21 protein-coding genes are annotated in these 21,849 nt (G+C 69.3%); 8 read left to right on the top strand and 13 right to left on the bottom strand.

Going from position 1 to position 21,849, the window contains the following annotated elements; all coding sequences use genetic code 11:
• The first annotated feature begins 36 nt into the window (after positions 1-36).
• Both ACSFA8_RS05730 and ACSFA8_RS05725 read left to right on the top strand, forming a co-directional pair.
• Entirely contained in the window at positions 37-984 is a 948-nt protein-coding gene (locus tag ACSFA8_RS05730) for a branched-chain amino acid transaminase (protein WP_435478551.1), read from the top strand.
• A gap of 2 nt (positions 985-986) precedes the next feature.
• Entirely contained in the window at positions 987-1,196 is a 210-nt protein-coding gene (locus ACSFA8_RS05725) for a zinc-finger domain-containing protein (RefSeq protein ID WP_286540865.1), read from the top strand.
• Positions 1,197-1,480: 284 nt separating this feature from the next.
• Here the strand turns inward: ACSFA8_RS05725 and ACSFA8_RS05720 are convergent, their stop codons facing one another.
• From ACSFA8_RS05720 to ACSFA8_RS05690, 7 genes are all read right to left on the bottom strand, one after another.
• The gene (locus tag ACSFA8_RS05720; RefSeq protein ID WP_435478550.1) at positions 1,481-2,737 is read right to left on the bottom strand and encodes an O-antigen ligase family protein; all 1,257 of its coding nucleotides are present in this window, start codon (positions 2,735-2,737) and stop codon (positions 1,481-1,483) included.
• Between the two features lie 77 nt (positions 2,738-2,814).
• Positions 2,815-4,029: a HAMP domain-containing sensor histidine kinase gene (locus ACSFA8_RS05715; RefSeq protein ID WP_435478549.1), complete on the bottom strand. Its 1,215-nt coding sequence runs from the start codon at positions 4,027-4,029 to the stop codon at positions 2,815-2,817.
• Complete coding sequence (locus ACSFA8_RS05710) at positions 4,029-4,742, bottom strand: response regulator (RefSeq protein ID WP_435478548.1); 714 nt, start codon at positions 4,740-4,742, stop codon at positions 4,029-4,031. Before ACSFA8_RS05710 ends, ACSFA8_RS05715 begins: the two co-directional genes overlap by 1 nt.
• Positions 4,743-4,809: 67 nt before the next feature.
• Positions 4,810-6,462, bottom strand: coding sequence for an NAD(P)/FAD-dependent oxidoreductase (locus tag ACSFA8_RS05705; RefSeq protein WP_435478547.1), 1,653 nt, complete (start codon positions 6,460-6,462; stop codon positions 4,810-4,812).
• Between the two features lie 4 nt (positions 6,463-6,466).
• Complete coding sequence (locus tag ACSFA8_RS05700) at positions 6,467-7,333, bottom strand: beta-ketoacyl synthase chain length factor (RefSeq protein WP_435478546.1); 867 nt, start codon at positions 7,331-7,333, stop codon at positions 6,467-6,469.
• Positions 7,330-8,523, bottom strand: coding sequence for a beta-ketoacyl-ACP synthase (locus ACSFA8_RS05695; protein ID WP_435478545.1), 1,194 nt, complete (start codon positions 8,521-8,523; stop codon positions 7,330-7,332). The genes ACSFA8_RS05700 and ACSFA8_RS05695 overlap by 4 nt, the downstream gene beginning before the upstream one ends.
• A gap of 135 nt (positions 8,524-8,658) precedes the next feature.
• On the bottom strand, positions 8,659-10,017 hold the full coding sequence (locus ACSFA8_RS05690) for an AmpG family muropeptide MFS transporter (protein ID WP_435478544.1): 1,359 nt from the start codon (positions 10,015-10,017) through the stop codon (positions 8,659-8,661).
• A gap of 36 nt (positions 10,018-10,053) precedes the next feature.
• Here ACSFA8_RS05690 and ACSFA8_RS05685 point away from each other — a divergent pair, with 36 nt between their 5' ends.
• Entirely contained in the window at positions 10,054-10,893 is an 840-nt protein-coding gene (locus ACSFA8_RS05685; protein ID WP_435478543.1) for a M48 family metallopeptidase, read from the top strand.
• A 6-nt stretch (positions 10,894-10,899) separates the two neighbouring features.
• On the opposite strand, the gene ACSFA8_RS05680 is transcribed toward ACSFA8_RS05685, so the two are convergent.
• The 5 genes from ACSFA8_RS05680 to ACSFA8_RS05660 all read right to left on the bottom strand — a co-directional run bounded on the left by ACSFA8_RS05680 (position 10,900) and on the right by ACSFA8_RS05660 (position 16,448).
• Complete coding sequence (locus ACSFA8_RS05680) at positions 10,900-11,841, bottom strand: hypothetical protein (protein WP_435478542.1); 942 nt, start codon at positions 11,839-11,841, stop codon at positions 10,900-10,902.
• Between the two features lie 431 nt (positions 11,842-12,272).
• Positions 12,273-13,226 (bottom strand): ABC transporter substrate-binding protein, encoded by a 954-nt coding sequence (locus tag ACSFA8_RS05675; protein WP_435478541.1) that lies wholly within the window; start codon positions 13,224-13,226, stop codon positions 12,273-12,275.
• Positions 13,223-14,047 (bottom strand): class II aldolase/adducin family protein, encoded by an 825-nt coding sequence (locus ACSFA8_RS05670; RefSeq protein ID WP_435478540.1) that lies wholly within the window; start codon positions 14,045-14,047, stop codon positions 13,223-13,225. The genes ACSFA8_RS05675 and ACSFA8_RS05670 overlap by 4 nt, the downstream gene beginning before the upstream one ends.
• A gap of 136 nt (positions 14,048-14,183) precedes the next feature.
• The gene (locus ACSFA8_RS05665; protein ID WP_435478539.1) at positions 14,184-15,293 is read right to left on the bottom strand and encodes an LLM class flavin-dependent oxidoreductase; all 1,110 of its coding nucleotides are present in this window, start codon (positions 15,291-15,293) and stop codon (positions 14,184-14,186) included.
• A 174-nt stretch (positions 15,294-15,467) separates the two neighbouring features.
• On the bottom strand, positions 15,468-16,448 hold the full coding sequence (locus ACSFA8_RS05660) for an ABC transporter substrate-binding protein (protein ID WP_435478538.1): 981 nt from the start codon (positions 16,446-16,448) through the stop codon (positions 15,468-15,470).
• 107 nt (positions 16,449-16,555) lie between these two features.
• Between ACSFA8_RS05660 and ACSFA8_RS05655 the strand changes: the two genes are divergently transcribed.
• From ACSFA8_RS05655 to ACSFA8_RS05635, 5 genes are all read left to right on the top strand, one after another.
• Positions 16,556-17,767 (top strand): acyl-CoA dehydrogenase family protein, encoded by a 1,212-nt coding sequence (locus tag ACSFA8_RS05655; RefSeq protein WP_435478537.1) that lies wholly within the window; start codon positions 16,556-16,558, stop codon positions 17,765-17,767.
• Positions 17,764-18,741 carry an ABC transporter substrate-binding protein gene (locus ACSFA8_RS05650; protein ID WP_435478536.1) on the top strand — a complete coding sequence of 326 codons (978 nt, stop codon included), beginning with the start codon at positions 17,764-17,766 and terminating at the stop codon, positions 18,739-18,741. The genes ACSFA8_RS05655 and ACSFA8_RS05650 overlap by 4 nt, the downstream gene beginning before the upstream one ends.
• Positions 18,738-19,307, top strand: coding sequence for a cysteine dioxygenase family protein (locus ACSFA8_RS05645; protein ID WP_435478535.1), 570 nt, complete (start codon positions 18,738-18,740; stop codon positions 19,305-19,307). Before ACSFA8_RS05650 ends, ACSFA8_RS05645 begins: the two co-directional genes overlap by 4 nt.
• Positions 19,304-20,551, top strand: a complete 1,248-nt coding sequence (locus ACSFA8_RS05640) for a rhodanese-like domain-containing protein (RefSeq protein WP_435478534.1) — start codon at positions 19,304-19,306, stop codon at positions 20,549-20,551. The genes ACSFA8_RS05645 and ACSFA8_RS05640 overlap by 4 nt, the downstream gene beginning before the upstream one ends.
• 141 nt (positions 20,552-20,692) lie before the next feature.
• The gene (locus ACSFA8_RS05635) at positions 20,693-21,217 is read left to right on the top strand and encodes a hemerythrin domain-containing protein (protein ID WP_435478533.1); all 525 of its coding nucleotides are present in this window, start codon (positions 20,693-20,695) and stop codon (positions 21,215-21,217) included.
• A gap of 151 nt (positions 21,218-21,368) precedes the next feature.
• On the opposite strand, the gene ACSFA8_RS05630 is transcribed toward ACSFA8_RS05635, so the two are convergent.
• Positions 21,369-21,776, bottom strand: a complete 408-nt coding sequence (locus tag ACSFA8_RS05630; RefSeq protein ID WP_435478532.1) for a nuclear transport factor 2 family protein — start codon at positions 21,774-21,776, stop codon at positions 21,369-21,371.
• Between the last annotated feature and the right edge of the window lie 73 nt (positions 21,777-21,849).

Genomic DNA, 21,849 nt, shown 5'->3' with positions numbered 1-21,849 from the left:
GGCTCTGCGAACCCCTTTCCCTCAAAGGACACAAAAATGAGCGCCCTCGTCCCTCCCGCGCCTTCGATGGCGGACCGTGACGGCAAGATCTGGATGGACGGCCAGCTGGTCGACTGGCGCGACGCCAAGATCCACGTGCTGACCCACACGCTGCACTACGGCTGCGGCGCCTTCGAGGGCGTGCGCGCCTACAACACGGTCGACGGCACGGCGATCTTCCGGCTCGAGGAGCACACCGAGCGCCTGTTCAACAGCGCCAAGATCCTGCGCATGAAGATTCCCTTCAGCAAGGAAGAGGTCAACGAGGCCCAGAAGCAGGTCGTGCGCGAGAACAAGCTCGAGAGCTGCTACCTGCGCCCGCTCACCTGGATCGGTTCGCAGAAGCTGGGCGTCAGCCCCAAGGGCAACACCATCCACCTGATGGTCGCGGCCTGGGCCTGGGGCGCCTACCTCGGCGAAGAGGGCATGCGGCGCGGCATCCGCGTCAAGACATCGAGCTACACGCGGCATCACGTCAACATCACCATGACGCAGGCCAAGGCGGTGAGCAACTACACCAATTCCATTCTGGCCAACATGGAAGCGCTGGACGACGGTTACGACGAGGCGCTGCTGCTCGATGCGAGCGGTTTCGTCTCCGAAGGCGCAGGCGAGAACATCTTCGTGATCAAGGGCGGCGTGGTCTACACGCCCGACCTGTCGGCCGGCGCGCTGAACGGCATCACGCGCAACACCGTGCTGCACATCTGCAAGGATCTGGGCCTGGAGCTGGTGCAAAAGCGCATCACGCGCGACGAGGTCTACATCGCCGACGAGGCCTTCTTCACCGGCACCGCCGCCGAAGTCACGCCGATCCGCGAACTCGACCGCATCGAGCTCGGCGCCGGTTCGCGCGGCCCGATCACCGAGAAGATCCAGACTGCGTTCTTCGACATCGTGAACGGCAGAAATCCCAAATACGCCCACTGGCTCGCGAAAGTCTGAACATGTCCACCACCGCTGTCGTCGAGTTGCTCGGCAAGGAACTGAACCACCAGGGCGGCGTGTTTTGCCCGAACCCCAAGGCCGACATGCCGCTCTGGAACAACCACCCCAAGGTGTACCTCGACGTGGGCCGCACCGGCGAGGCCAAGTGCCCCTACTGCGGCACGGTCTACCGGCTCAAGGCCGGCGAGATGCTGGGCCACCGGCACTGACTCGGACTGGGCGGCTGGGTGGTCCGGGTCCGGGGCGGGATCAGGGCGGCGGGGCACGCTGCTCCGCGAATGTCCTCCGGCCTGCGGCCTCCCCCTTTATTTCGCTGCGCAGCGTGCCCCACCGCCCTGATCCTGGACGCGGCGTGACCGTTTGGCGCTGAACATTCAGAGCGTGCCCTGGCCGATGGTGGTGGGTGGCCCCTGCAGCGAAATAAAGGAGGAGGGCGAAGCCCGGGGGACATTCGCGGAAGGGGCCACCCGCCGCCAGCGGCCCGCCCCAATCGTCAAGCCTTGTCTTCAACCCCGACCCGGTACAAAGGAAAGCCGCCCCGCCGAGGCCACAGCTCGCGCCACGGCTCGCCCGGCTCCTGCACCAGCCGCAGGTAGAGCATCGCGATCCAGAGCAGGCTCAGGCCGATCTGCGCATCGCGCAGCGCAGAGTTAACGCTGGTCGCCACCAGCAGCACGAACATCGCCACCAGCGCGAAGCGGCCGGTCAGGTCGTGCCGCCGCCAGGCCTGCCAGATGCCCACGAGCACGATCACCAGCAGGCTCAGCGCACCGGGCACGCCGGCCTGCGCGCCCATCCACAGAAAGTCGTTGTGCGGCATGTTGTAGTCGGCCAGCAGCTTCGGTCCGCGCAGGTGCCACTGTTGCGTCCAGCCGCCGATGCCCCAGCCGGTGAGCGGCTTGTCTATGATCATGCGCGCCGTGTCGCGGTACATGTAGAAGCGCACGACCCAGCTGCCTTCCGACACGGCGCCGGCCTGAGCCGCCTCGATCTCCTGCACGCCGAGCGCGAACTTCTGCTGCACCGCGGGCGATTGCCACACCGCCACGCCGACCAGCGCGCCGCCGAGCAGCATCGCGATCGCCAGCACGCGCAACTGCCGCCGCCACTGGTGCAGGCAGGCCAGCGGCACGGCCAGCAGCAGGGCCAGCATCGAGGTGCGCGAAGGCAGCGTGAACGTGATGATCACCATCACCGCCAGCGTGAAGCCGAACGCCAACACAACGGGCCATGGGCGGCGCCCGGCCAGCAGGGCCAGCCCGAGCACGGCCGCGCTGGCGCCGAAGATGGTCAGCAGCAACGCGTTGCTGATCGACTTGTTGCCGACCAGCACCAGCAGGGCGCGCCAGGCCTCCGCCATCGGAAAGCCGACCGTGTAGTACAGCGCGATCATCGCGATGCCGATCACCGCCATCAGCAGGAAGCCGCGCAGCGCCCAGACGGCTTCTTCACGCGTCAGCGCCAGCGCCATCAGCACCGTGGCCGCAATGCGCAGGCCATGCACGATGTTCGACGGCGTCTGCGGATAGTGCGCGCCGAAGGCCAGCACCAGCAGCGTCCAGGTGACGTAGGCCACGGTCGGCCACCAGAGCGGATGGTGGCGCACGCGCTGTGCTCGCTCGCGCCAGCCGCCACCCGCAAGCAGCGCCAGCAACAGCAGCGCAAAGGCGCCGTAGTTGGCGCCGACCGGCATGAAGACCACAAAGCCCCAGAGCATCGCTGCCGGGCGAACCAACCAATTTCTCGACATGGGCGAGATTCTAGGGATCAAAAGTGGATCAAAAGAGGCGGAGGCGCCCGTCTTCCGGACGCGGGTAGCTATGATTTTTATAGCACGGCGGCGCCGGCACGTGGCAGTGCGATGACGAAGCTGGCGCCGCCGCCCTCGCGCCCCTCGCAGCGCACCCTGCCGCCGTGGCGCTCGACGATCGATTTCACCAGCGCCAGCCCGAGCCCGACGCCGCCTTCGCGCTCGCTCGCGCCGGGCAGCCGGTAGAAGGGCTCGAAGATGCGCTCGCGCAGGGCGACCGGCACGCCCGGGCCGCGGTCGTTCACGCGCACCTCGGCGCTGTGTGCATCGACCGCCAGCTCCACGCTGATCTCGCCGGCGCCGTAGCGGCGCGCGTTTTCGAGCAGGTTGCGGATCGCGCGGCGCAACAGGCGCGCCACGCCCGGCACGTTGAGGCCGTTGCTGCTGGTGCCATCGACCAGGTCGAGCTCGGCGCCGACGCGCGAACATTCCTCGGCGGCCAGCCCGGTCAGGTCGACCGTCTCGATGGTGCCCATGTCGGCTTCGTGCGCGTCGAGCCGGCTCGCCAGCAGGATCTCGTCGATGAGCTGGTCGAGTTCGCCGATGTTGCGCGAGATCTCGTCGCGGGCGGTGGTGGTCGGCGTTGCGTTGGTGCCCATCAGCTCCAGCCCCATGCGGATGCGGGTGAGTGGCGAGCGCAGTTCGTGCGAGGCATTGGCCAGCAGCGACTTGTGCGAGCGCACCAGCGTCTCCACCCGTGCCGCCGCAGCGTTGAAGCGCTTTGAAAGGTCAGCCACTTCGTCGTCCCCTTGCTCGGGCACGCGCACCGATAGATCGCCGTCGCCCCAGCGCTGCACGCCGCGCTGCAGGGTCTCGAGCCGCTGCGTGATGCGCCGCACGATCGGGTAGACGCCGAGCGCCACCGCGACGCCGACCAGCGCGATCATCCAGATGAAGCCGAACGGCGTGCGCCAGGCCGGCGGCGTCTGGCGGCTGGCCGGGCCGGCCTGCTGGTCGCGCGGCGGCATCTGCAGCGTCAGCGCGCGGCCGTCGCTCAGGGTCAGGTCGAACTCCAGGCCCTGGCCGCGCACGCGCGTGGCCTGGCCGGTGCCGATCACGCGGTCTTCGGCGTCGCGCACGACCACCGTGCGCGGCAGCACCGAGATGCGGTCGCGTTCGCTCTCGGTCGCCACGCGCACCATCCAGCTCGCGGTGAGCGTGAGGATGACAACGCCCGCCACCACCGCCAGCCAGATGCGGACGTAGAGGTGGCGGGAGTAGAGATTGGCCATCAGTCCTGCTGCTTGGCGAAGACGTAGCCAACGCCGCGCACGGTCAGGATGCGCTTCGGCACCTTCGCATCGACCTCGATCGCGGCGCGGATGCGCCCCATGTGCACGTCGATCGAGCGGTCGAAGGCCTCGAGCTCTCGTCCGCGCACGGCTTCCATGATCTGGTCGCGCGTGAGCACGCGGCCGGCCCGCTCGGCCATGGCCACCAGCAGGTCGAACTGGTAGGAGGTGAGGTCGGCCAGTTCGCCGCTCACTGTCACGGCGCGCGCGTTGCGGTCGATCTCGAGCGAGCCGAAGCGCATCAGCGTGGCTGCCGCGGTTTCGCTGGCGGTCTCGCTGCGGCGCCGCAGCACGGCGCGGATGCGCGCAAGCAGCTCGCGTGGCTCGAAGGGCTTGGGCAGGTAGTCGTCGGCGCCGATCTCCAGGCCGATGATGCGGTCCATCGGATCGCCCTTGGCGGTGAGCATCAGAACCGAGACCTTGGCCAGCCCGCCGGGCAGCGCACGGATGCGGCGGCAGACCTCGAGCCCATCGATGTCGGGCAGCATCAGGTCGAGGATCACGAGATCCGGTGCGCGCTGCTGCAACTGCTCCAGCCCGCTGATTCCGTCGGGTGAATGCGTGACGCCGAAGCCCGACTGCGTGAGGTATTCGCTCACCATCTGGGCCAGGCGGGCGTCGTCTTCGATCATCAGGAGTTGCGGTGTGCTCATGGAACGATCGTCGCGGCGCGCCGGCAAGGCGGCTTGAACGCTGCGTAAAGTTGGGTAAACGCGCGGGTTACGCGAGGACGGGGGTTGCCGTAAAAAGCATCGCGGTCTGCGCCCGATCCACGGGCAGTCCGGGGATTTCCTGCGCCAGCAGCGGGCCGAGTGCACCGCTGCCGAGCCCGGGGTAGTCCTGGTTGGCGCGCTCGACCATTTCGGTGGCCAGCTGGCGCAGCAGCACCACCGCCGACCGGATGCGCCGGCGGAAGGCGTCGTCGTCGTCGCGCTTGTCCTTCATGCTCTGGTTGAGCGCGACGAACCACGGCAGCGCGGCATGGTCCAGCATCACGGCAGGGTTGCGCTTGGCGCTCACGCCGGACCACTCGCGCATGAAATGCTGCGCCGCAACGTTGAGCTTCTGGCAATGCACCAACTCGTTCTTCAGGCTGCCGAGCACCGCCAGATCGGTGAGCCGCTCCTGGTAGAAGATCTGCGACAGCACGCTCCAGTAGTAGGTGTAGTCCCAGATCACCTTCACCGGCAGCACTTCGGGGTCGCCGAACAGCGGGTACTGATCCTGGTAGAGCGCCAGCGTGCTCTCGTAGAACGAGTGGTAGAGCTGGTCGTACAGCTGCGCGCGCGCTTCCAGCGGATCGCCGGCACGGTCGTGCGCGATCAGGTCGGTGATGTAGGTGTTGCCGATCGCAATGAAGTCGCTGCCGGGCGAATAGAACGGGTCGAGGAACAGGCCGGCCTCGCCGGTCAGCGCCCAGCGCTTGCCCGAGAACACCTGCTTGCAGCCGTGCGAGAAGTGCCGCAGGAACAAGAAGTCCTGCAACAGGTGGCGCTTGTCGTCGAGCTTGTCGAACACTGCCGGCTGCCAGCGCTTCAGCCAGTCCATGGCCTTGTCGAAGGTGTTGTAGGTTTCCAGCGGGTGCAGCTTCGGGTCGGCCACGATGCCGACCGAGTGCGAGCCCGAGGCCAGCGGGATCAGCCAGACCCAGTAGCCCGCGCCGCACATGTGGTTGGTCGAGAGCCAGCGCGACTGCGGCTCGCACAGCGCGCGCCACTCCTCGTTGTCGCTCCATTGGTCGACGTCGATGCGCTCGCCGATGCGGAACCACGCGGCGTCGACGTCGTGCGCGTTGGTCTCGGCCAGTCCCAGCTTGCGCTTGAGCAGGCCGGCGCGGCCGCAGGCATCGATCAGCCAGCGCGACTGGGCGCTGTGGGTCTCGCCGCCCTGCGTCCAACTCACGCGGTGCAGGCCGTCCGTGTCGCTGCCCTCGGCCAGCTCGATCTTCCGCACCATCGCGTTGTCGACGAAGCGCACGCCGCGCCGCAGCGCTTCCTCGCCCAGGAAGTTCTCGAAGATGCCGCGGTCGATCTGGTAGCTGGGTATCGGCAGGTAGCGGCTGGCGCCGATCTCGGTCACCTGGTCGATGTCGCGCCGGCCCTCGCTGAAGAAGAAGCGGAAGCCGAACTTGTACAGCTGGCCCGAGTGCATGTGGGGCTTGAGGCCGAGCACGGTGTCGAAGTAGTGCGCGCCGATCTCCACCGACGATTCGCCCACCTTGTGCGCCGCATGCGGCAGCGGGTGGCCGCGGCGTTCCAGCACCAGCACGTCGATGCCCTCGAAGCGCTGCTTGAGCTGAAGTGCGAGGGTGAGTCCTGCCAGACCGCCCCCCATGATCACGACGTCGTGTTGAGGGGTTGTGGCAGTTGTCATGGTCTCAATCCGTATGTTGGTGCAGCGCGACGCGCAGCGAAAGGGTGGGTGCCAGCGGCATCAGCAGCGGCAGCGGGTTGTTGGCAGCCAGTGCCTCGAACAGTGGCAGCGCATCGGCGATCGCGTTCACCTGTAGTGTGCGCGCCGCTTCGGATTGCAGCATCGGCGACTGCACCGGGCCTGAATGAAGCGACCAGTCGAACGATGCCACCGTGCGCTCTGTGCGGGTGGGTGCCACCACGAACGCCACGGCCAGCAGACCCCGGCTGGTGGTGACCGAGCTCAGCGCGCCGACGGCCGGCACGTCGAAGCCCACCAGCAGCACGGCGCGCTGGTCGGCCGCGCACTGGGTGGCGGCCTCCAGCAGGCCGGCCGCAAAGCTGGCTTCGTAGGCGGTCAGCGAGTTGCTGGCCGCCATGCAGCCGGTACCGATCGTCCAGTAGCCGGCCGCGGCGTTGTGCACCGAGTTGTGGAACTTGGTGGGTGACAGCAGCGTGGGGTCGCTTGCAAGCGTGCTGCACATGTAGTCGTTGATGCCGAGGTCGCCGTGCGCCGAGGCAAACACGCAGGGCAGTTCCTTCGCGTCGCGGCCTGACGCCGCAACGGTGGCGGTCGCGACTTCCAGCGCCAGGGCCACCGTATCGGGGGCGCGGCGCCGCTCAGCCGGCGCCAGCAGTTGCGGCGCGGGCCGCTTGGCCGGCGGGTCGACCAGCGCGCCCTCGCCGCGCAAGGCGGCCCGGGCGACGTCCCAGCCAGGAAGCGACGGCGCCCAGAACGACGGGCCTTCGATATAGAGCGTGGGCGTGGATGGGGCGGCGCCTCCCGAGGGAGCGCTCGCGCCTTCGGGCGCCCGTGCGGCGCTCGTGCTCATGCCGCGACCCCCTTGCCGAAGATCAAGGCACAGTTGTTGCCGCCGAAGCCGAACGAGTTGGAGAGCGCGTAATTCACCTCGCCGCGAGCCGGATCGAGCCTGATCTGCGGGCCGAAGTCGGCCCCGATCTCCTGGCAGTTGACGGTGCCGGGCTTCAGCCCGCTTTCGAGCGCGAGCAGGCTGATCACCGCCTCCACGATGCCGGCCGCGCCGAGCGTGTGGCCGGTAAAGCCCTTGGTCGAACTGGCGTGGGTGGTGGCGGGAAAGCGCCGCGCCACCAGGCCGCCTTCGACCTCGTCGTTCTTGGTGCTGGCGGTGCCGTGCATGTTGATGTAGTCGATCGCGTCGGTGCCGAGCCCGGCGCGCGCGAGCGCGTCGTCGAGCGCATGCTCTGCGCCCAGGCCTTCAGGGTGCGGCGTCGACATGTGGTGTGCGTCGCTCGATTCGCCGTAGCCCAGCAGCTGCAGCGGGCCCGAGCCACGCTCCAGCAGCGCGAAGCCGGCCGCCTCGCCGAGGCTGATGCCGTCGCGTTGCGCATCGAACGGCCGGCAAGGCTGCGGCGACACCAGTTCCAGCGAGTTGAAGCCGAACAGCACGCTGCCGCAGAGCGTGTCGACGCCGCCGACCACCGCCGCGTCGACCAGCCCGAGCCGGATCAGCCGCTCGGCCGAGGCGAAGGCCTTGGCGCTCGAGGAACAGGCGGTCGAAATGGTTTCGCACGGCCCTTCGAGCTGCAGCACCTGCTGTACGAACAGCGCGAGCGAGTGCGGCGTGTGCAGGCGCGGGCGTTGCTGGTCGGGGCGGAAGCCGCCGTTCCCGTCGAGCTGCGTGTAGGCCAGCTCGGTCTCGCCGATGCTGGCGGTCGAGGTGCCGAGGATCAGCGCGATGCGGGCGGCGCCATGGCGCGCGCGCGCCGCTGCGACCGCTTCCATGAAGCCGTCGGCATGCAGGCCGAGCCAGGCCAGGCGGTTGTTGCGGCAGTCCCATTCGGCCAGCTCTTGCGGCAACTGCAGTTCCTCGAGGCCATCGACGCGGCCGATCCAGGTCGGCAGGGGCGCCGCGCCGAAGTCGTTGGCGCGCAGTCCGCTGCGGCCTTGTTCGAGGGCGGCGAGCAGCGGCGCCTTGCCGACGCCGACAGCCGACGTGGCGGTGAAGGCACTGATCTGGAGGGGAGGAATCGGGGAGGGCACGACGGTGTTTCGAAAAGGGAGAAGACGGAATCGTGGCCGGGGCAGATTGGCGCCAGGCCGGAGCGGCAAAGCCTACCAGTTCGGTCGCCGCCGCCACGTGGGGCTTTTCCGACAGAAGCGACCGGCCATCCTGGGCTAGGAGCGGGGCTCGGACACGCTCCGGGCGCGCGCCGCCAGCGTCACCAGCAACAGCACCGGCACGCCCAGCAGCGCGGTGGCGGTGAAGAAGGTGCCGTAGCCGTACGCATCGACGAACACGCCCGAATAGCCGGCGATGAACTTGGGCAGCAACAGCATCATCGAGCTGAACAGCGCGTACTGCGTGGCCGAATAGTTGATGTTGGTGAGGCTCGACAGGTACGCAATGAAGGCCGCCGAGGCGATGCCGCCCGCCAGGTTGTCGGCCGACACCACCGCCACCAGGGCCCGGAGGTCGTGCCCGCGCGTGGCGAGCCAGGCGAACAGCAGGTTGCTCGCCGCGCTGAGCACCGCGCCCAGCATCAGCACCCGCATCACGCCGAAGCGCATCGACAGCACTCCGCCAACGAAGGCGCCGACCAGCGTCATGATCACGCCGAAGATCTTGCTGACCGTGGCCACCTCGTCCTTGGTGAAGCCCATGTCGACATAGAACGGGTTGGCCATGATGCCCATCACGACGTCGCTGATGCGGTAGACGGCGATCAGCGCAAGGATCAGCGCGGCCTGCCACTGGTAGCGCCGGATGAAGTCGGCAAAGGGTTCGACCAGCACGCTCTGCAGCCACTCGGCCGCGTTCTTCGGCCTGGCCAGCACGCGCCGGGCCGGCTCGGGCGAGAGCAGCACGGTGAGCACACCCACGGCCATCGAGCCCGCCATCACCAGGTAGGCGGTGCGCCAGGCGGCATTCTGGTAGCCGCCGCTGCCGCTCACCTCGGCCCAGGCCGCGACCCACAGTACGCCGGCGCCGGCCCAGATCATCGCGAGCCGGTAGCCGGTTTGATAGGCCGCGGCCAGCGCCGCCTGCTTGCGCGTCTCGGCCGATTCGATGCGGAACGCGTCGAGCGCGATGTCCTGCGTGGCCGAGCCGAATGCCACCAGCAGCGCGCACCAGATCAGCGGATGCAACCCGGCGCGCGGATCGTTCATCGCCATGCCGACCAGGCCGGTGATGACGATGGCCTGCGCCAGCAGCAGCCAGCCGCGCCGGCGCCCGAGCAGCGTGGTCAGCGGCGGCAACGGCAACCGGTCGACCAGCGGCGCCCAGACCCACTTGAACGCATAGGCCAGGCCAACCCAGCTCAGGTAGCCGATGGTGGTGCGGTCGATGCCGGCTTCGCGCAGCCGGAAGCTCAAGGTGCCCAGCACCAGCAGCAGCGGCAGCCCGGCCGAGAAGCCGAGCGCGAGCATGCGCAGCGTGGCCGGCTCGAGGTACACCTTGAGCGTGTCGCGCCAGGGCAGCTTGCGGTCTTCTTCGGAAGCGGGGAGGGTTTGTTCGGCGGTGGGTAGGGACATGGAGTGCGAACGGGGCAGGCTGCTTATTATTCCCCCATGTGTTCACGCTGCTTTGGCTTCCGCCTTTCCAACCCCGGCGTTGCGCGCCGCGCGTTCCTCCTGCTCGCGGCCGGTGCTGCCGTTGCGCCCCCCGCGCTGGCGCAGGTCGAGGTCGGCAATCCCTCGATGGCGCGCAACCTCGTGCCCGCCGACAACATCGAGCAGGCCGGAACCCAGCAATACGGGCAACTGCTCGCACAGGCCAAGGCCAAGGGCGCGCTGGCGGGTGACGGCAACCCGCAACTGCAGCGGCTGCGCGCCATCGCGGAACGGATCATTCCGTTCGCCGCGCAATGGAACTCGCGTGCGGCGAAGTGGAAGTGGGAGGTCAACCTGATCGGCAGCAAGCAGATCAACGCCTTCTGCATGCCGGGCGGCAAGATCGCGTTCTTCACCGCCATCCTCGATACGCTGAAGCTGACCGACGACGAGGTCGCGATGGTGATGGGCCACGAGATGGCGCACGCGCTGCGCGAACATGCACGCGCGCGGCTGGCCAAGAGCGTCGGCACCGGCGCGGCGCTGTCCATCGGCGCGCAGATCCTCGGCCTCGGCCAGGCCGGCGACATGGCGGCGCGCGCCGGCACGCAGCTCATCACGCTCAAGTTCAGCCGCAACGACGAAACCGAAGCCGACCTGGTCGGGCTGGAACTGGCGGCGCGCGCGGGCTACGACCCGACGGCTTCAGTCTCGCTCTGGAAGAAGATGGCCGAGGCAAACAGAAAGGCGGGCGGCCTGAGTTTCCTGTCGACCCACCCGAGCGGGCCGGATCGCATCAAGAAGCTCGAAGCCAACGTGCCCAAGGTCGAGGGGCTGTACCGGTCGGCCAAGCGCTGACGCTGATCACCAGCGCGCCGGCGGATCCGGCACGTAGCCCGTCTGCGGGTTTTGCGGAAACGCCCGCGGCCGCGCCACGCGCTCGTCAGGATCGGGAATGACGCCCATGCGGATCAGGTTGGCGCGGCTGTCGTAGCGCAGCGCGATCACCTCGTCGGGCGTGCTGCGGGCGCGCTCGAAGCGGGTGTGCGTGATCACCGATTCCTCGCGCTGGCCGTGGCCGGTGCCCAGCTTTTGTTCCGCCATGGCGGAGCGCTCACGCCTGGCGAGTGCCGAGGGCGCGGCGTCGCTGGCCGCGCCCGCGCCCAGCGAGCCGGCGGGCGCAGCCGGTGCCGGCGCTGCCGCCTCGGCTTCGGCCGGCGCGGCGGCCTTGTTGGCGGCCGCGCGATCCTGCATTGGCGAGGATTGCATTACCGGCGGCGGCACCGGACGCGGCTCGGGCCGCCGCTCGCTGAACACCGCGACGCCGATCACGCCGAGGTCGAGCGGCCGGCCGGTGCGCGATGCATACGAATCGCCCGGCGCGGTGAACTCGAAGGCCGCGATCTCGCGGTCGCTCTTGCGCCAGCCGGCAATCTGGCCGGCGCCCAGCGGGCCGAGCACGTAGCCGTCCTGGTTCCAGCCGGCGGTCTGGCCGTTGAGCACGTTGACGCCGTCGACCGACATCACCACCAGGATGCGCTCGCGCCGCAGGTTGCGGATGGTGATGCCGTAGCGCGCGCCCGGCCGGCCGGCCACATAGCGCTGGCCATCGGCGGCGGTGTAGACCGGCAGCGTTTCGCCGCTGTCGCGATCCTGCACGTCGATGCGGAGCCAGCGTCCGTCGACTTGCGTGCGCGCCCAGGCCGGCACCGCACTGGCCGCGAGCAGGCCGGCCGGCAGGCCGAGCAACAGGCGGCGGTTCATCAAGTCCGCACGGGGCGGCAGGGCGGCGACAGGATGGGACATGAAAGGCTCCTCGCAAGCCGGTCGACATTGACCGTGGAGGCTTGTACGGGGCAGCGTGCCAAACCGGGTTAGCTGGTTGGCGAGTTCGCGAGTTCGCGAGTTCGCGAGTTCGCGGGTTCGCGGGTTCGCGGGTTCGCGGGTTCGCGGGTTAGCGGTTAGCGGGTTCGCAGGTTCGGGGCTTGACGCTGGGGGCGGGCCGCCGGCGGCGGGTGGCCCCTTCCGCGAATGTCCCCCGGCCTGCGGCCTCCTCCTTTATTTCGCTGCAGGGGCCACCCACCACCAGCGGCCAGGGCACGCTCGTGGTGTTCAGCGCAAGCAGTCACGCCGCCCTGATCCCGCCCCGAAACCCAGCGCCCCGAAGCCTCCGGGCCCGATCCCGCCCCTGACCCCGGCCCGGAGCGAGCCCCCGGAGCCCGCACGCGAAGACCGCCTCACCCGCTCGTGCCGAAGAACCCCGTGTCGAAGGTATCGCGCACCTCCAGCCGCTGTTTGATCAGCCCGACCTGCTGGTAGAAGTCGGCGGTGCCCTGCTGGTCGGCTATGACCTTGGCATCGATCGCCACCCAGCGTTGCTGGCGCCGCTCGAACTGCAGCTTCGCCGCCTCCGGCGGGATGCCGATGATGCGCGCCAGCGTGGCCGAGAACGCGTCGACGTTGCGGTACGACCAGGCCTGCGCGCGCACCACGCGCAGCAGAAAGTCCTGCAGCACCGGGCGCTTCGCGGCGATCGCCGCGTCGGTGGCGGCCAGGTAGCTCAGGCCCGGCAGCAGGCCGCGGCCGCTCACCAGCACCCGCGCATGCTGGCTGGTTTCGGCCAGCGCGGTGTAGGGCTCCCAGGTGGCCCACGCATCGACCGAGCCCTGCGTCAGCGCCAGCTTGGCATCGGCCGGCGCCAGAAAGCGGATGTTGACCTCGTCGGGCTTGAGGCCGGCCGACGTGATCGCCTTCAGCGTCACGTAGTGGCCGATCGAGCCGCGGTTGGTTGCGATGCTCTTGCCCTTGAGGTCGGCCGCGGTCTTCAGCGGCGAGTCGGGCCGCACCAGCACCGCGGTGCCGTACGAATCGGAACGGTTGGCGCCGATCGCCTTCACCCGCGTGCCGGCCGCCAGCGCGAAGACGAGCGGCGCATCGCCGATCGGGCCGGAGTCGACGGCATTGGCGTTCAGTGCTTCGGCCAACGGCGCTGCCGCAGGGAATTCCGACCATTGGATGTCATAGCCCAGGCCCTCAAGCCCACCGGCCGCTTCGAGCAGTGCGCGCAGGCCGCCCTTCTGGTCACCTGCCTTGAGCACGGGGCGCGGCTGCGCGCGCAGCGAGAGTGCCGGTGCTGCCAACGCGGCGCCCGTGGCCAGCGCGAGAAAGCGCCTGCGGTCGTGCGTGCTCATTCCAGCAGCTCCGGTTCTGATTCGACCAGGCCTTCGTAGAGGCTCTCGAAGGCGTGGCGGGCACCGTCCGGCCCGCCGATCTGGCCGTGCGTGTGGCGGGCCACGGCGTCGTCGATCGGTTGCGGCTTGCCGGCTGCCTCGGCCAGCAATTGGGTATGGCAGGCGTTGTCGAGCGCGATGTACCACCAGGCGGCGGCTTCGACTGTCGGGCCCGCGCTCAGGATGCCGTGGTTCTTCAGGATCGCACCCTTGCGGTCGCCCAGCGCCTTCGCGATGCGCAGGCCTTCGCTCTCGTCGACCACCATGCCGGTGAAGTCGTCGAACAGCGCCACGTCGTCGTGGAATACGCAACTGTCCTGCGTGAGCGTGTCGAGCTTGCGGCCCAGCGTCGACCAGGCCTTGCCGTAGGTCGAGTGGGTGTGCGCCGCGGCGACGATCTTCGGGTTGTGTTCGTGGATCGCCGCATGGATCGCGAAGGCGGCCTTGTTGAGCGGGCGGTCGCCGATGACGGTTTCGCCCCGGGAATTCACCAGCAGCAGATCGGACACCTTGATGCGCGAGAAATGGATGCCCAGCGGGTTGACCCAGAAGTGGTCGGCCAGCTCCGGATCGCGCGCCGTGATGTGGCCGGCCAGGCCCTGAGCAAAGCCGAAGCGCGCGAACAGGCGGAACGCGCCGGCCAGCCGTTCCTGCCGGTGGCGGCGCTCGGCGCCGATGCTGGTGCGCGGCGCGGGCGGGTCGAACCAGTACTTCTGCTGCGGGTTCGGGTTGAGCTTGAGCGGCTGGGCCGCGTTGCGGTCGATGGAAAGAACGGCACTCATGAAGGATCTCCTTGCATTGCTCCTTCCCCTCCGGGGGAAGGTTGGGATGGGGGTACGACGGCGTCGAAAGCAGTGACAGTGGGCGAGGCCGCTGCCCCCACCCCTGCCCTCCCCCGGAAGGGGAGGGAGGAATTCATCAAGCCGCCTTGCGAACGGAGGCCGCGCGCTGCGCCACCAGTTCGCGGGTGCGCGGGATCAGTTCGCGGCCATAGTCGATGGCGTCTTCCAGCGGGTCGAAGCCGCGGATCAGGAAGGTGGTCACGCCGAGGTCGTAGTAGTCGAGCAGCGCATCGGCCACCTGATCGGGCGTGCCAACCAGCGCGGTGCTGTTCGAGCGGCCGCCGATCTCCTGCGCCACCGCTGTCCACAGGCGCTTGTCGAGCCGCGAGCCTTGCGACGCCGCTGCCAGCAGCCGCTTGGCGCCCTCGCTCTGCTGCGGGCCGCCGCGGCCGAAGCCCTGCACCACGCGCAGCCTTTTCGTCTCGGCCAGGATCTGGTCGGCGCGTTCCCAGGCCTTGTCCTCGGTCTCGGCCAGGATCGGGCGGAACGACACCGAGAAGCGCACCTGCCGGCCAAGCTTCGCGGCCTCAGCGCGCACCCGCGAAGTCAGCTCGCGCGCCTGCTCCAGCGATTCGCCCCACAGCGCGTACACGTCCGCGTGCTTGCCGGCCACCGGGATCGCGGCCTCCGACGCGCCGCCGAAATACACCGGCACATGCGGCTTGCCGTTCAGCGTCTGCAGCGGCTTCACTTCCGAGAACGCGTTCTGGAAGCGGTAGTGCGCGCCTTCGTGGTCAAAAGGCTTTTCGCTCGTCCACACGCGGCGCAACACGTCGAGGTATTCGTCGGTGCGGGCGTAGCGCTGGTCGTGGTCGAGCCAGTCGCCGTCGCGTCGCTGTTCTTCGTCGGAGCCGCCCGAGATGTAGTGCACGCCGAGCCGGCCGCCGCTGAACTGGTCGAGCGATGCAAACTGGCGTGCTGCCAGCGTCGGCGCAACGAAGCCCGGGCGGTGCGCGAGCATGAAATGGATCCGCTCCGTCACCGAGGCCGCGTAGGCCACCGTGAGCGTGGCATCGGGGCTGGTGGAGTGGTGCGGCACCAGCACGCGGTCGAACCCGGCCTGCTCGTGCGCTTGCGCGAAGGCACGCACGTAGTCGCGGTCGATCGCCGGGCCCTTGGCGGCATGGATCTCAGAGACCTTTTGGCCCTGGATCATGCCGATGAATTCAACGTTGTTCTGGCTCATAGCGAAGTCCTCTTTGTCAATTGGCGAAGGTGCGATGCGGATTTCATTTCGGGTTCATTGCGGAAACACCGCGGAACCGGCTTTGCCGGGCCGCTGGTGTTGCCCCCGGTAGGGGGTTGGCGAAGCGGACACGCAGTGCCGCGCAGCCTGGGGGCGAGCCTCATCCCACGAGCCTCATAACAAGCTGCGATCCCACAGCGGCCGCACGTTGGCGGGCCCGTCGAGCACGCCGAGCTTCTGGAAGGTGTCGGCCACGTCCTGGTGGCTGCGGATCACGCTGTCGTCGACGGCCGCGAGGCTGTAGTCGCCGCTGCGCCCGTTGAACAGTTCGACCAGGTCGCCGACCGGCACGCGCGTCTCGGCCGACTGGGCCCGCGCGTACGCCAGGAAGTTGCCGTTGATCCAGGCGAACGAGCGCTGCAGCCGCTGCAGCAGGTCGGCAATGGCGGCGCGGCGCGGCGCGTCGTCCAGCGTGCGCGGGTTGGCATAGATCGGGAAGTTGCCCGAGAGGTAGCCGACGCCGGTCTTGATGGTGCGGGCGCCGTACTGCGTGCGCGCGAGCTGGCCGTTGTAGCCGTAGATCGCCCATGCATCGAGATCGCCGCGTGCAAAGGCCGAGAGGCCGTCGGCCGGTGTCAGGCTCACCGGCTGGATGTCGGCGAACGACAGGCCGGCCTCGGCCAGCTGCTTGGCCAGGTAGTAGTGCGAGGTGGTGGCGCGCACGTAGCCCACGCGCTTGCCCTTGAAGTCGGCGATGCTGCGGATCGGCGCATCCTTGCGGGCCAGCGTGGCCTGGTTGTTGAGGTCTTCGTGCGTCACGGCGACGAAGCGCACGTTGGCTTTCTGCCGCGCGGCGAACACGGCCGGGATCTCGCTGCCCGAGCCGAGATCCAGCGCGTCGCCATTGATCGCCTCGATGTGCAGCACGCCGTTGTTGAGCTCGCGCCAGTCAATTTTGTAGGGCGTGTCGGCCTGGCCCGAGGCCTGCAGCAGCGGGCGCCACAGGCCCTTGTAGGTGCCGACGCGAAGCGTCACGCCGCGCAGGTCGGGCTGGGCCGCGCCGGCCGCCTGTGCCAGCGGGGGGAGCAGGCCGGCGGCGGCGGTGGCGGCTGCGGCCTGGAGCCACGCACGGCGATGGAGGGATGAAGGTTTCATGGCTCCGACCGTAGCCATCGCGACCTGAAAAGAGAACGCAGAAAAACGAGTTTGCATATGCGGGATCGGTTGTTCCCCGGCGCGCCGCTCGCCGCTACCTTTGCGGCATGAGTGCCATACCCCTGCGCCGCGATGCGCCCGTCTCCGAATCGCCCGATGCGGCCTTGCTTGCGCAACTGACCGCGCTGTTCGCCACCACCGCGGCCGACCACGACCGCAGCGGTGCCTTTCCGCGCGCCAACTTCGAACTGCTGCAGGTCCGCGGCCTGATCGGCCTGGTGGCACCGCAGGCCTTTGGTGGCGGCGGTGCCACGCTGGCTGCTGCGCGCCGCGTGATCGCGGCGGTGGCGCGCGGCGAGCCGGCCACCGCGCTGATCCTCACCATGACCTACCTGCAGCACCACGCGATCGCGCGTAGCGACAGCCGCTGGCCCGCGGCGCTGCGCGAGCGCGTGACGCGCGATGCCGTGGCGCACGGTGCGCTGATCAATTCGCTGCGGGTCGAGCCCGCACTCGGGTCGCCGGCGCGCGGTGGCCTGCCCGGCACCACCGCGCGGCGCGATGGCGAGGGCTGGCGCCTCAGCGGCCACAAGCTCTACACCACGGGCATCGAAGGCCTGCGCTGGCTTGCGGTGTGGGGCCGCACCGACGAGGCCGCGCCGCGTGTCGGCACCTTCCTCGTGCCGCGCGATGCGCCAGGCATCCGCGTGATCGCGAGCTGGGATCACCTGGGCCTGCGCGCTTCGGGCAGTCACGAAGTCGTGTTCGACGAGGTGGCGATTCCACTCGCGCACGCGGTCGACCTGCGTGCGCCGGTCGACTGGGCGCCCGACGCCGGCAGCCAGACCGACATCGATGCCCATGCGGCGCAGCAGGCTTGGATGGTCGTGCTGCTAGGAAGCCTCTACGACGCGGTCGCGCAGGCCGCGCGCGACTGGCTCATCGAATTCCTCAACCAGCGCGCACCCAGCGGCCTCGGTGCACCCCTCGCGAGCCTGCCGCGCATTCAGGAGACGGTCGGCGAGATCGAAGCGCTGCTGCGCGTGAACCGCGTGCTGCTCGACCACGCCGCTGGATCGGTGGACGGTGGCCATCCGCCCGCGGCCGCCGACAGCGGCCTGCTCAAGCACACGGTGACGAACAACGCGATCCGCGCCGTCGAACTCGCGCTGCAGTCGAGCGGCAACCACGGCCTCACGCGCCAGAACCCGCTGGAGCGCCACTACCGCGACGTGCTGTGCGGCCGCATCCACACGCCGCAGAACGACGCGGTGCTGGTGGCCGCCGGGCGCCGCGCGCTGCAGGAGGTCGTTGCATGAAGGCATCTCATCTCTCCCGTCGCCGCTGGCTGCAGCAGGCCGGCGTTGCCTCGCTCGGCGCGGCCGGATTCATCGGCCACCATGCGGCCGCGCAGACCCCTGCCGCGCTCGTGCTCGGCGACCAGGCCGGCGGCCTGCGCGCGCTGTTCGAAGCCTCGCGCGCACTCGACGGCGCGCCGTTCGCCTGGCGCTGGGCCAACTTCCAGGGCGCGGCGCCGTTGTTCGAGGCGCACCGCAGCGGCGCGGTCGACACCGCGGTGGCCGGCGACCTGCCCGTGCTGGCCGCAGCCGTCGGCAAGACGCCGCTCAAGATCGTGGCCACGCGCGTCGGCAAGGCCGAATCGCTCGGCATCGTGGTGCAGCCGGGCTCGCCGTTGCGCAGCGTGGCAGACCTGCGCGGCCAGACCGTGATCGTCTCGTCGGCGCGCGGCAGCATCTCGCAGTACCAGCTCTACGGCGCGCTCGAAGAAGCAGGCGTGCGGCGCGACGAGGTCACGGTCAAGTTCGTGCTGCCGACCGATGCTGCCGCGGCCTTCGTGTCGAAGCAGATCGATGCCTGGGCCATCTTCGACCCGTACTACACGATTGCCCTGCAGCAGGGCGGCCGCATCCTGCGCGACGGGCGCGGCATCAACACGGCGCTCGGTTTCATCACCGCGAGCGAGGCGGCGCTGGCCGATGCGGGCAAGCGCGCAGCGATCGTGCAGTTTCTCGACCGGCTGGCGCGCGCCGGCGACTGGGCCCTGGCCAACCCGGAGGCCTATGCACAGGCCTACACCCAGCTCACACGGCTGCCGATCGAGGCGGCGCGCACCATCACCGCACGCTCGGCCGTCGCCGGGCGTCCCGTGAGCGAGGCCGACATCGTCGCGCTGCAGACCGTGGCGGACCGCTCGGCGCGCGACGGCATCCTGCCGGTGCGGGTCGACGTGCGCGCCATCACCGACGCGCAGCTCTGGCGCCGCGCCGCGTGAGCGCCGCCGCGATTGCACCGCTGCACGATTTCGTCGCCGCCTTCAGCCGCCTGCTCGACAGCGCGCCGGACGAAGCGCGCATCCTGCGCGAAGGCGGTGCGCTGTTGCGCCGGCTGGTCGCGCGCGATGGTTGGCTGCCCGATGCGTATGCGCAACCCGACCCGTTGCGCTACCAGCAGTTCGCGCTGCACGTCGATGCGGCCGCGCGTTTTTCGGTGGTGAGCTTCGTCTGGGGCCCGGGCCAGGCCACGCCGGTGCACGACCACACGGTGTGGGGCCTGATCGGCATGCTGCGCGGTGCGGAGTACAGCCAGGGCTATGCGCAGGTCGGCGATGCCTTGCAGCCACAGGGCGAGCCGGTGCGGCTGGCCCCGGGCGACGTGACGGCCGTGTCGCCCACCCTCGGCGACGTGCACCGCGTGCGCAACGCGCACGACGACCGCGTGTCGATCAGCATCCATGTCTACGGCGCCGACATCGGCCGCGTGCAGCGGCATACTTACCCGCCCGAAGGAGGGCGCAAGCCCTTCGTCTCCGGCTATTCCAACCTGCAGCGCCCGCCATGACCGACACCCTCTCTTTCGCGGACGTGCGCGCCCACCTGCTCGCCCGCCGCGAAATCGCCCTGATCGACCTGCGCGAAGAGCATCCCTTCGCACAGGCCCATCCGCTCTGGGCCGCCAACCTGCCGTTGTCGCGCATCGAGGCCGACGCACGGCGCCGCATTCCGCGCCGCGACACGCTGATCGTGCTCTATGGCGAGGACGATGCGGGCGAAGACCTGGTGCCGCGCGGCGCCGCCCTGTTAGCCGCGCTGGGCTACACCCGCGTGCACCGGCTCGAAGGCGGTCTCGAAGGCTGGCGCGGGGCCGGCGGCGAGCTGTTCCGCGATGTAAACGTGCCGAGCAAGTCCTTCGGTGAGCTGGTCGAGCACGAGCGCCATACGCCGTCGCTGTCGGCGCAGGAGGTAAAGGCACTGGTCGATGGGCAGGCGAACGTGGTCGTGCTCGACGCGCGCCGCTTCGACGAGTACCAGACCATGAGCATCCCCACGGCCACCAGCGTGCCGGGCGCCGAGCTGGTGCTGCGCGTGCGCGCGCTCGCGCCCGATCCGGCCACGCAGGTCATCGTCAATTGCGCGGGCCGCACGCGCAGCATCATCGGCACGCAGTCGCTGGTGAACGTCGGCATTCCGAACCCGGTTGCGGCCTTGCGCAACGGCACCATCGGCTGGAAGCTGGCGGGGCAGGTGCTCGACCAGGGTGCCGTGCGGCGCGCACCGGCCGCGCTCGGCGAGGCCATCCGCACGCAGGCGCAGGCCGATGCGCGCGGCGTGGCCGAGCGCGCCGGCGTTCAATGGATCGCGCTGGCCGCCCTGCATTCGCTCGAGGCGCCCGGCCGCACGCTGTACCGCTTCGACGTGCGCACGCCGGAGGAATACGCGGCCGGGCACCTGCCCGGCTTCGCCAGCGCGCCGGGCGGCCAGCTGGTGCAGGAAACCGACCACCACGTGCCCGTGCGCGGCGCACGCATCGTGCTGGCGGACGACGACGCCGTGCGCGCGCCGATGACCGCATCGTGGCTCGCGCAGATGGGCTGGGACGTGCATGTGCTCGCGCCCGTCGATGCCGCCGCGTTCAGCGAGACCGGCGCGCCTGGCGCGGTTCACTCTGCCGGTGCACAACGCTACCGCCGTCCCTACGAAGGCACCGATGCGCCGGCCGAGGCGATGCAGGCCTACCTCGACTGGGAGTTCGGCCTGGTCGCGCAACTCGCGCGCGATGGCACGCATCACTTCCGGGTGATCTGAGGCGGGTCGATCGAGGTCGCGGGCCACCGGGGGAAGGTCACGTTGCAGCGCCTGCCGCAACGCTGTACAAGTACCCTGTTGGCAAGACCGAACCTCCCGGGCAGGCCCGCAAGGGCAGGCCGGTTCAAAGGGGACGAAAACATGTTGGCGGCCGAATGTGCGTGGGCCATCTTGCGTGCCGAGCACGCTCGTATGCGCGAGTTGTCGACGCTGGTCGACGGCACGCTGAAAACCGGTTGGGCGCACCCGCAATCGCAGGCCGCGTCGCTCGTCGAACTCATCGAGCACTTTCAGGAATTCGAAGAAGCGACGCACCGCCCCAAGGGCGTCGTGCTGCTCGAGACCATGCGTGGCAGGACGGCCGAGGCAGACGAACTGCTCGATCAGCTCGAACTGGAAAGCGAGCGCTGTGACGACCTGCTCTCGCAGTCGAAAGCCGCGTTGAAGCTTGCCGGATCGGGCGACATGGGCGCAGCCAGAGTCGTAGAAATCCTGCTGCAGGAGCATCGCCGGCTGATGGCCGCCCATCTGGAGCGGGAGGACACGCTGCTCCATTCGCAAACCGCGCAGTTGCTGACAGGCGAGGAATGGGCCGCCGTGGTGTCGTCGATGTCCGAAGCCATGGGGGCCGCGACAGAACGCAACCGCGGGCGGCCGCTTTCCTGAGGACGGCTGGCGATCTGCCAGGCGCAGTCCGACGCCCCGCTCGAAGCCGTGCACGATCCGGCGTTGTGCGTGGTGGCTCGGGGCAGCAAGCAGGTGGCGGGGCGGAGCGCAACAGGGGCTTGGCGCACCTCCGCTTTGCAGGCGTAGCCCCTCATGCGCCCCCAGCGCCCAGGCCCGCCACCAGGGTTCCCTGGTGATAGACCACCTGCCACCGCCCCGAGACCCGGCGCCACAACGTCGCTCTTCGGGTCACTCGGTGGCCCTGATGGAGGGTGTACGTGAGCAGGTAGTTGGCTGGCGCGAGCTCCTGGCAGAAGAACTCCCTGGCCTCCCAGGAAGCTTCGTCTTCAGTGGTCGTTCGGGTCCTGAGAACCTCGAAGACATGCTCCCGGCTGTATCGACTTCCGGACGCACCCACTTCCCAGAAGTCGGAGTCCGTCATGGCTTCCAGGGTGGCCCGATTCGAACCCCACTTCGGGCCATGAAAGATCGGCTCAAGCGCTTGCAGTTCGGCCTGCACACCCAGCAATCGTGCTTCGGTCGTTCGATCAGGTTCCATCGAGATTTCTGCCAGGGCTTTCGTTGGGATGCGGTGGTGCGTTCGCGCCCGGTCGACTGTAGCCCTTGCAAGA

Source organism: Variovorax nitratireducens (assembly GCF_051216545.1).
Classification (GTDB): domain Bacteria; phylum Pseudomonadota; class Gammaproteobacteria; order Burkholderiales; family Burkholderiaceae_C; genus Variovorax.
The sequence above is the reverse complement of the archived record's forward strand: the minus strand, read 5'-3'. Positions and strand labels throughout refer to the sequence as shown.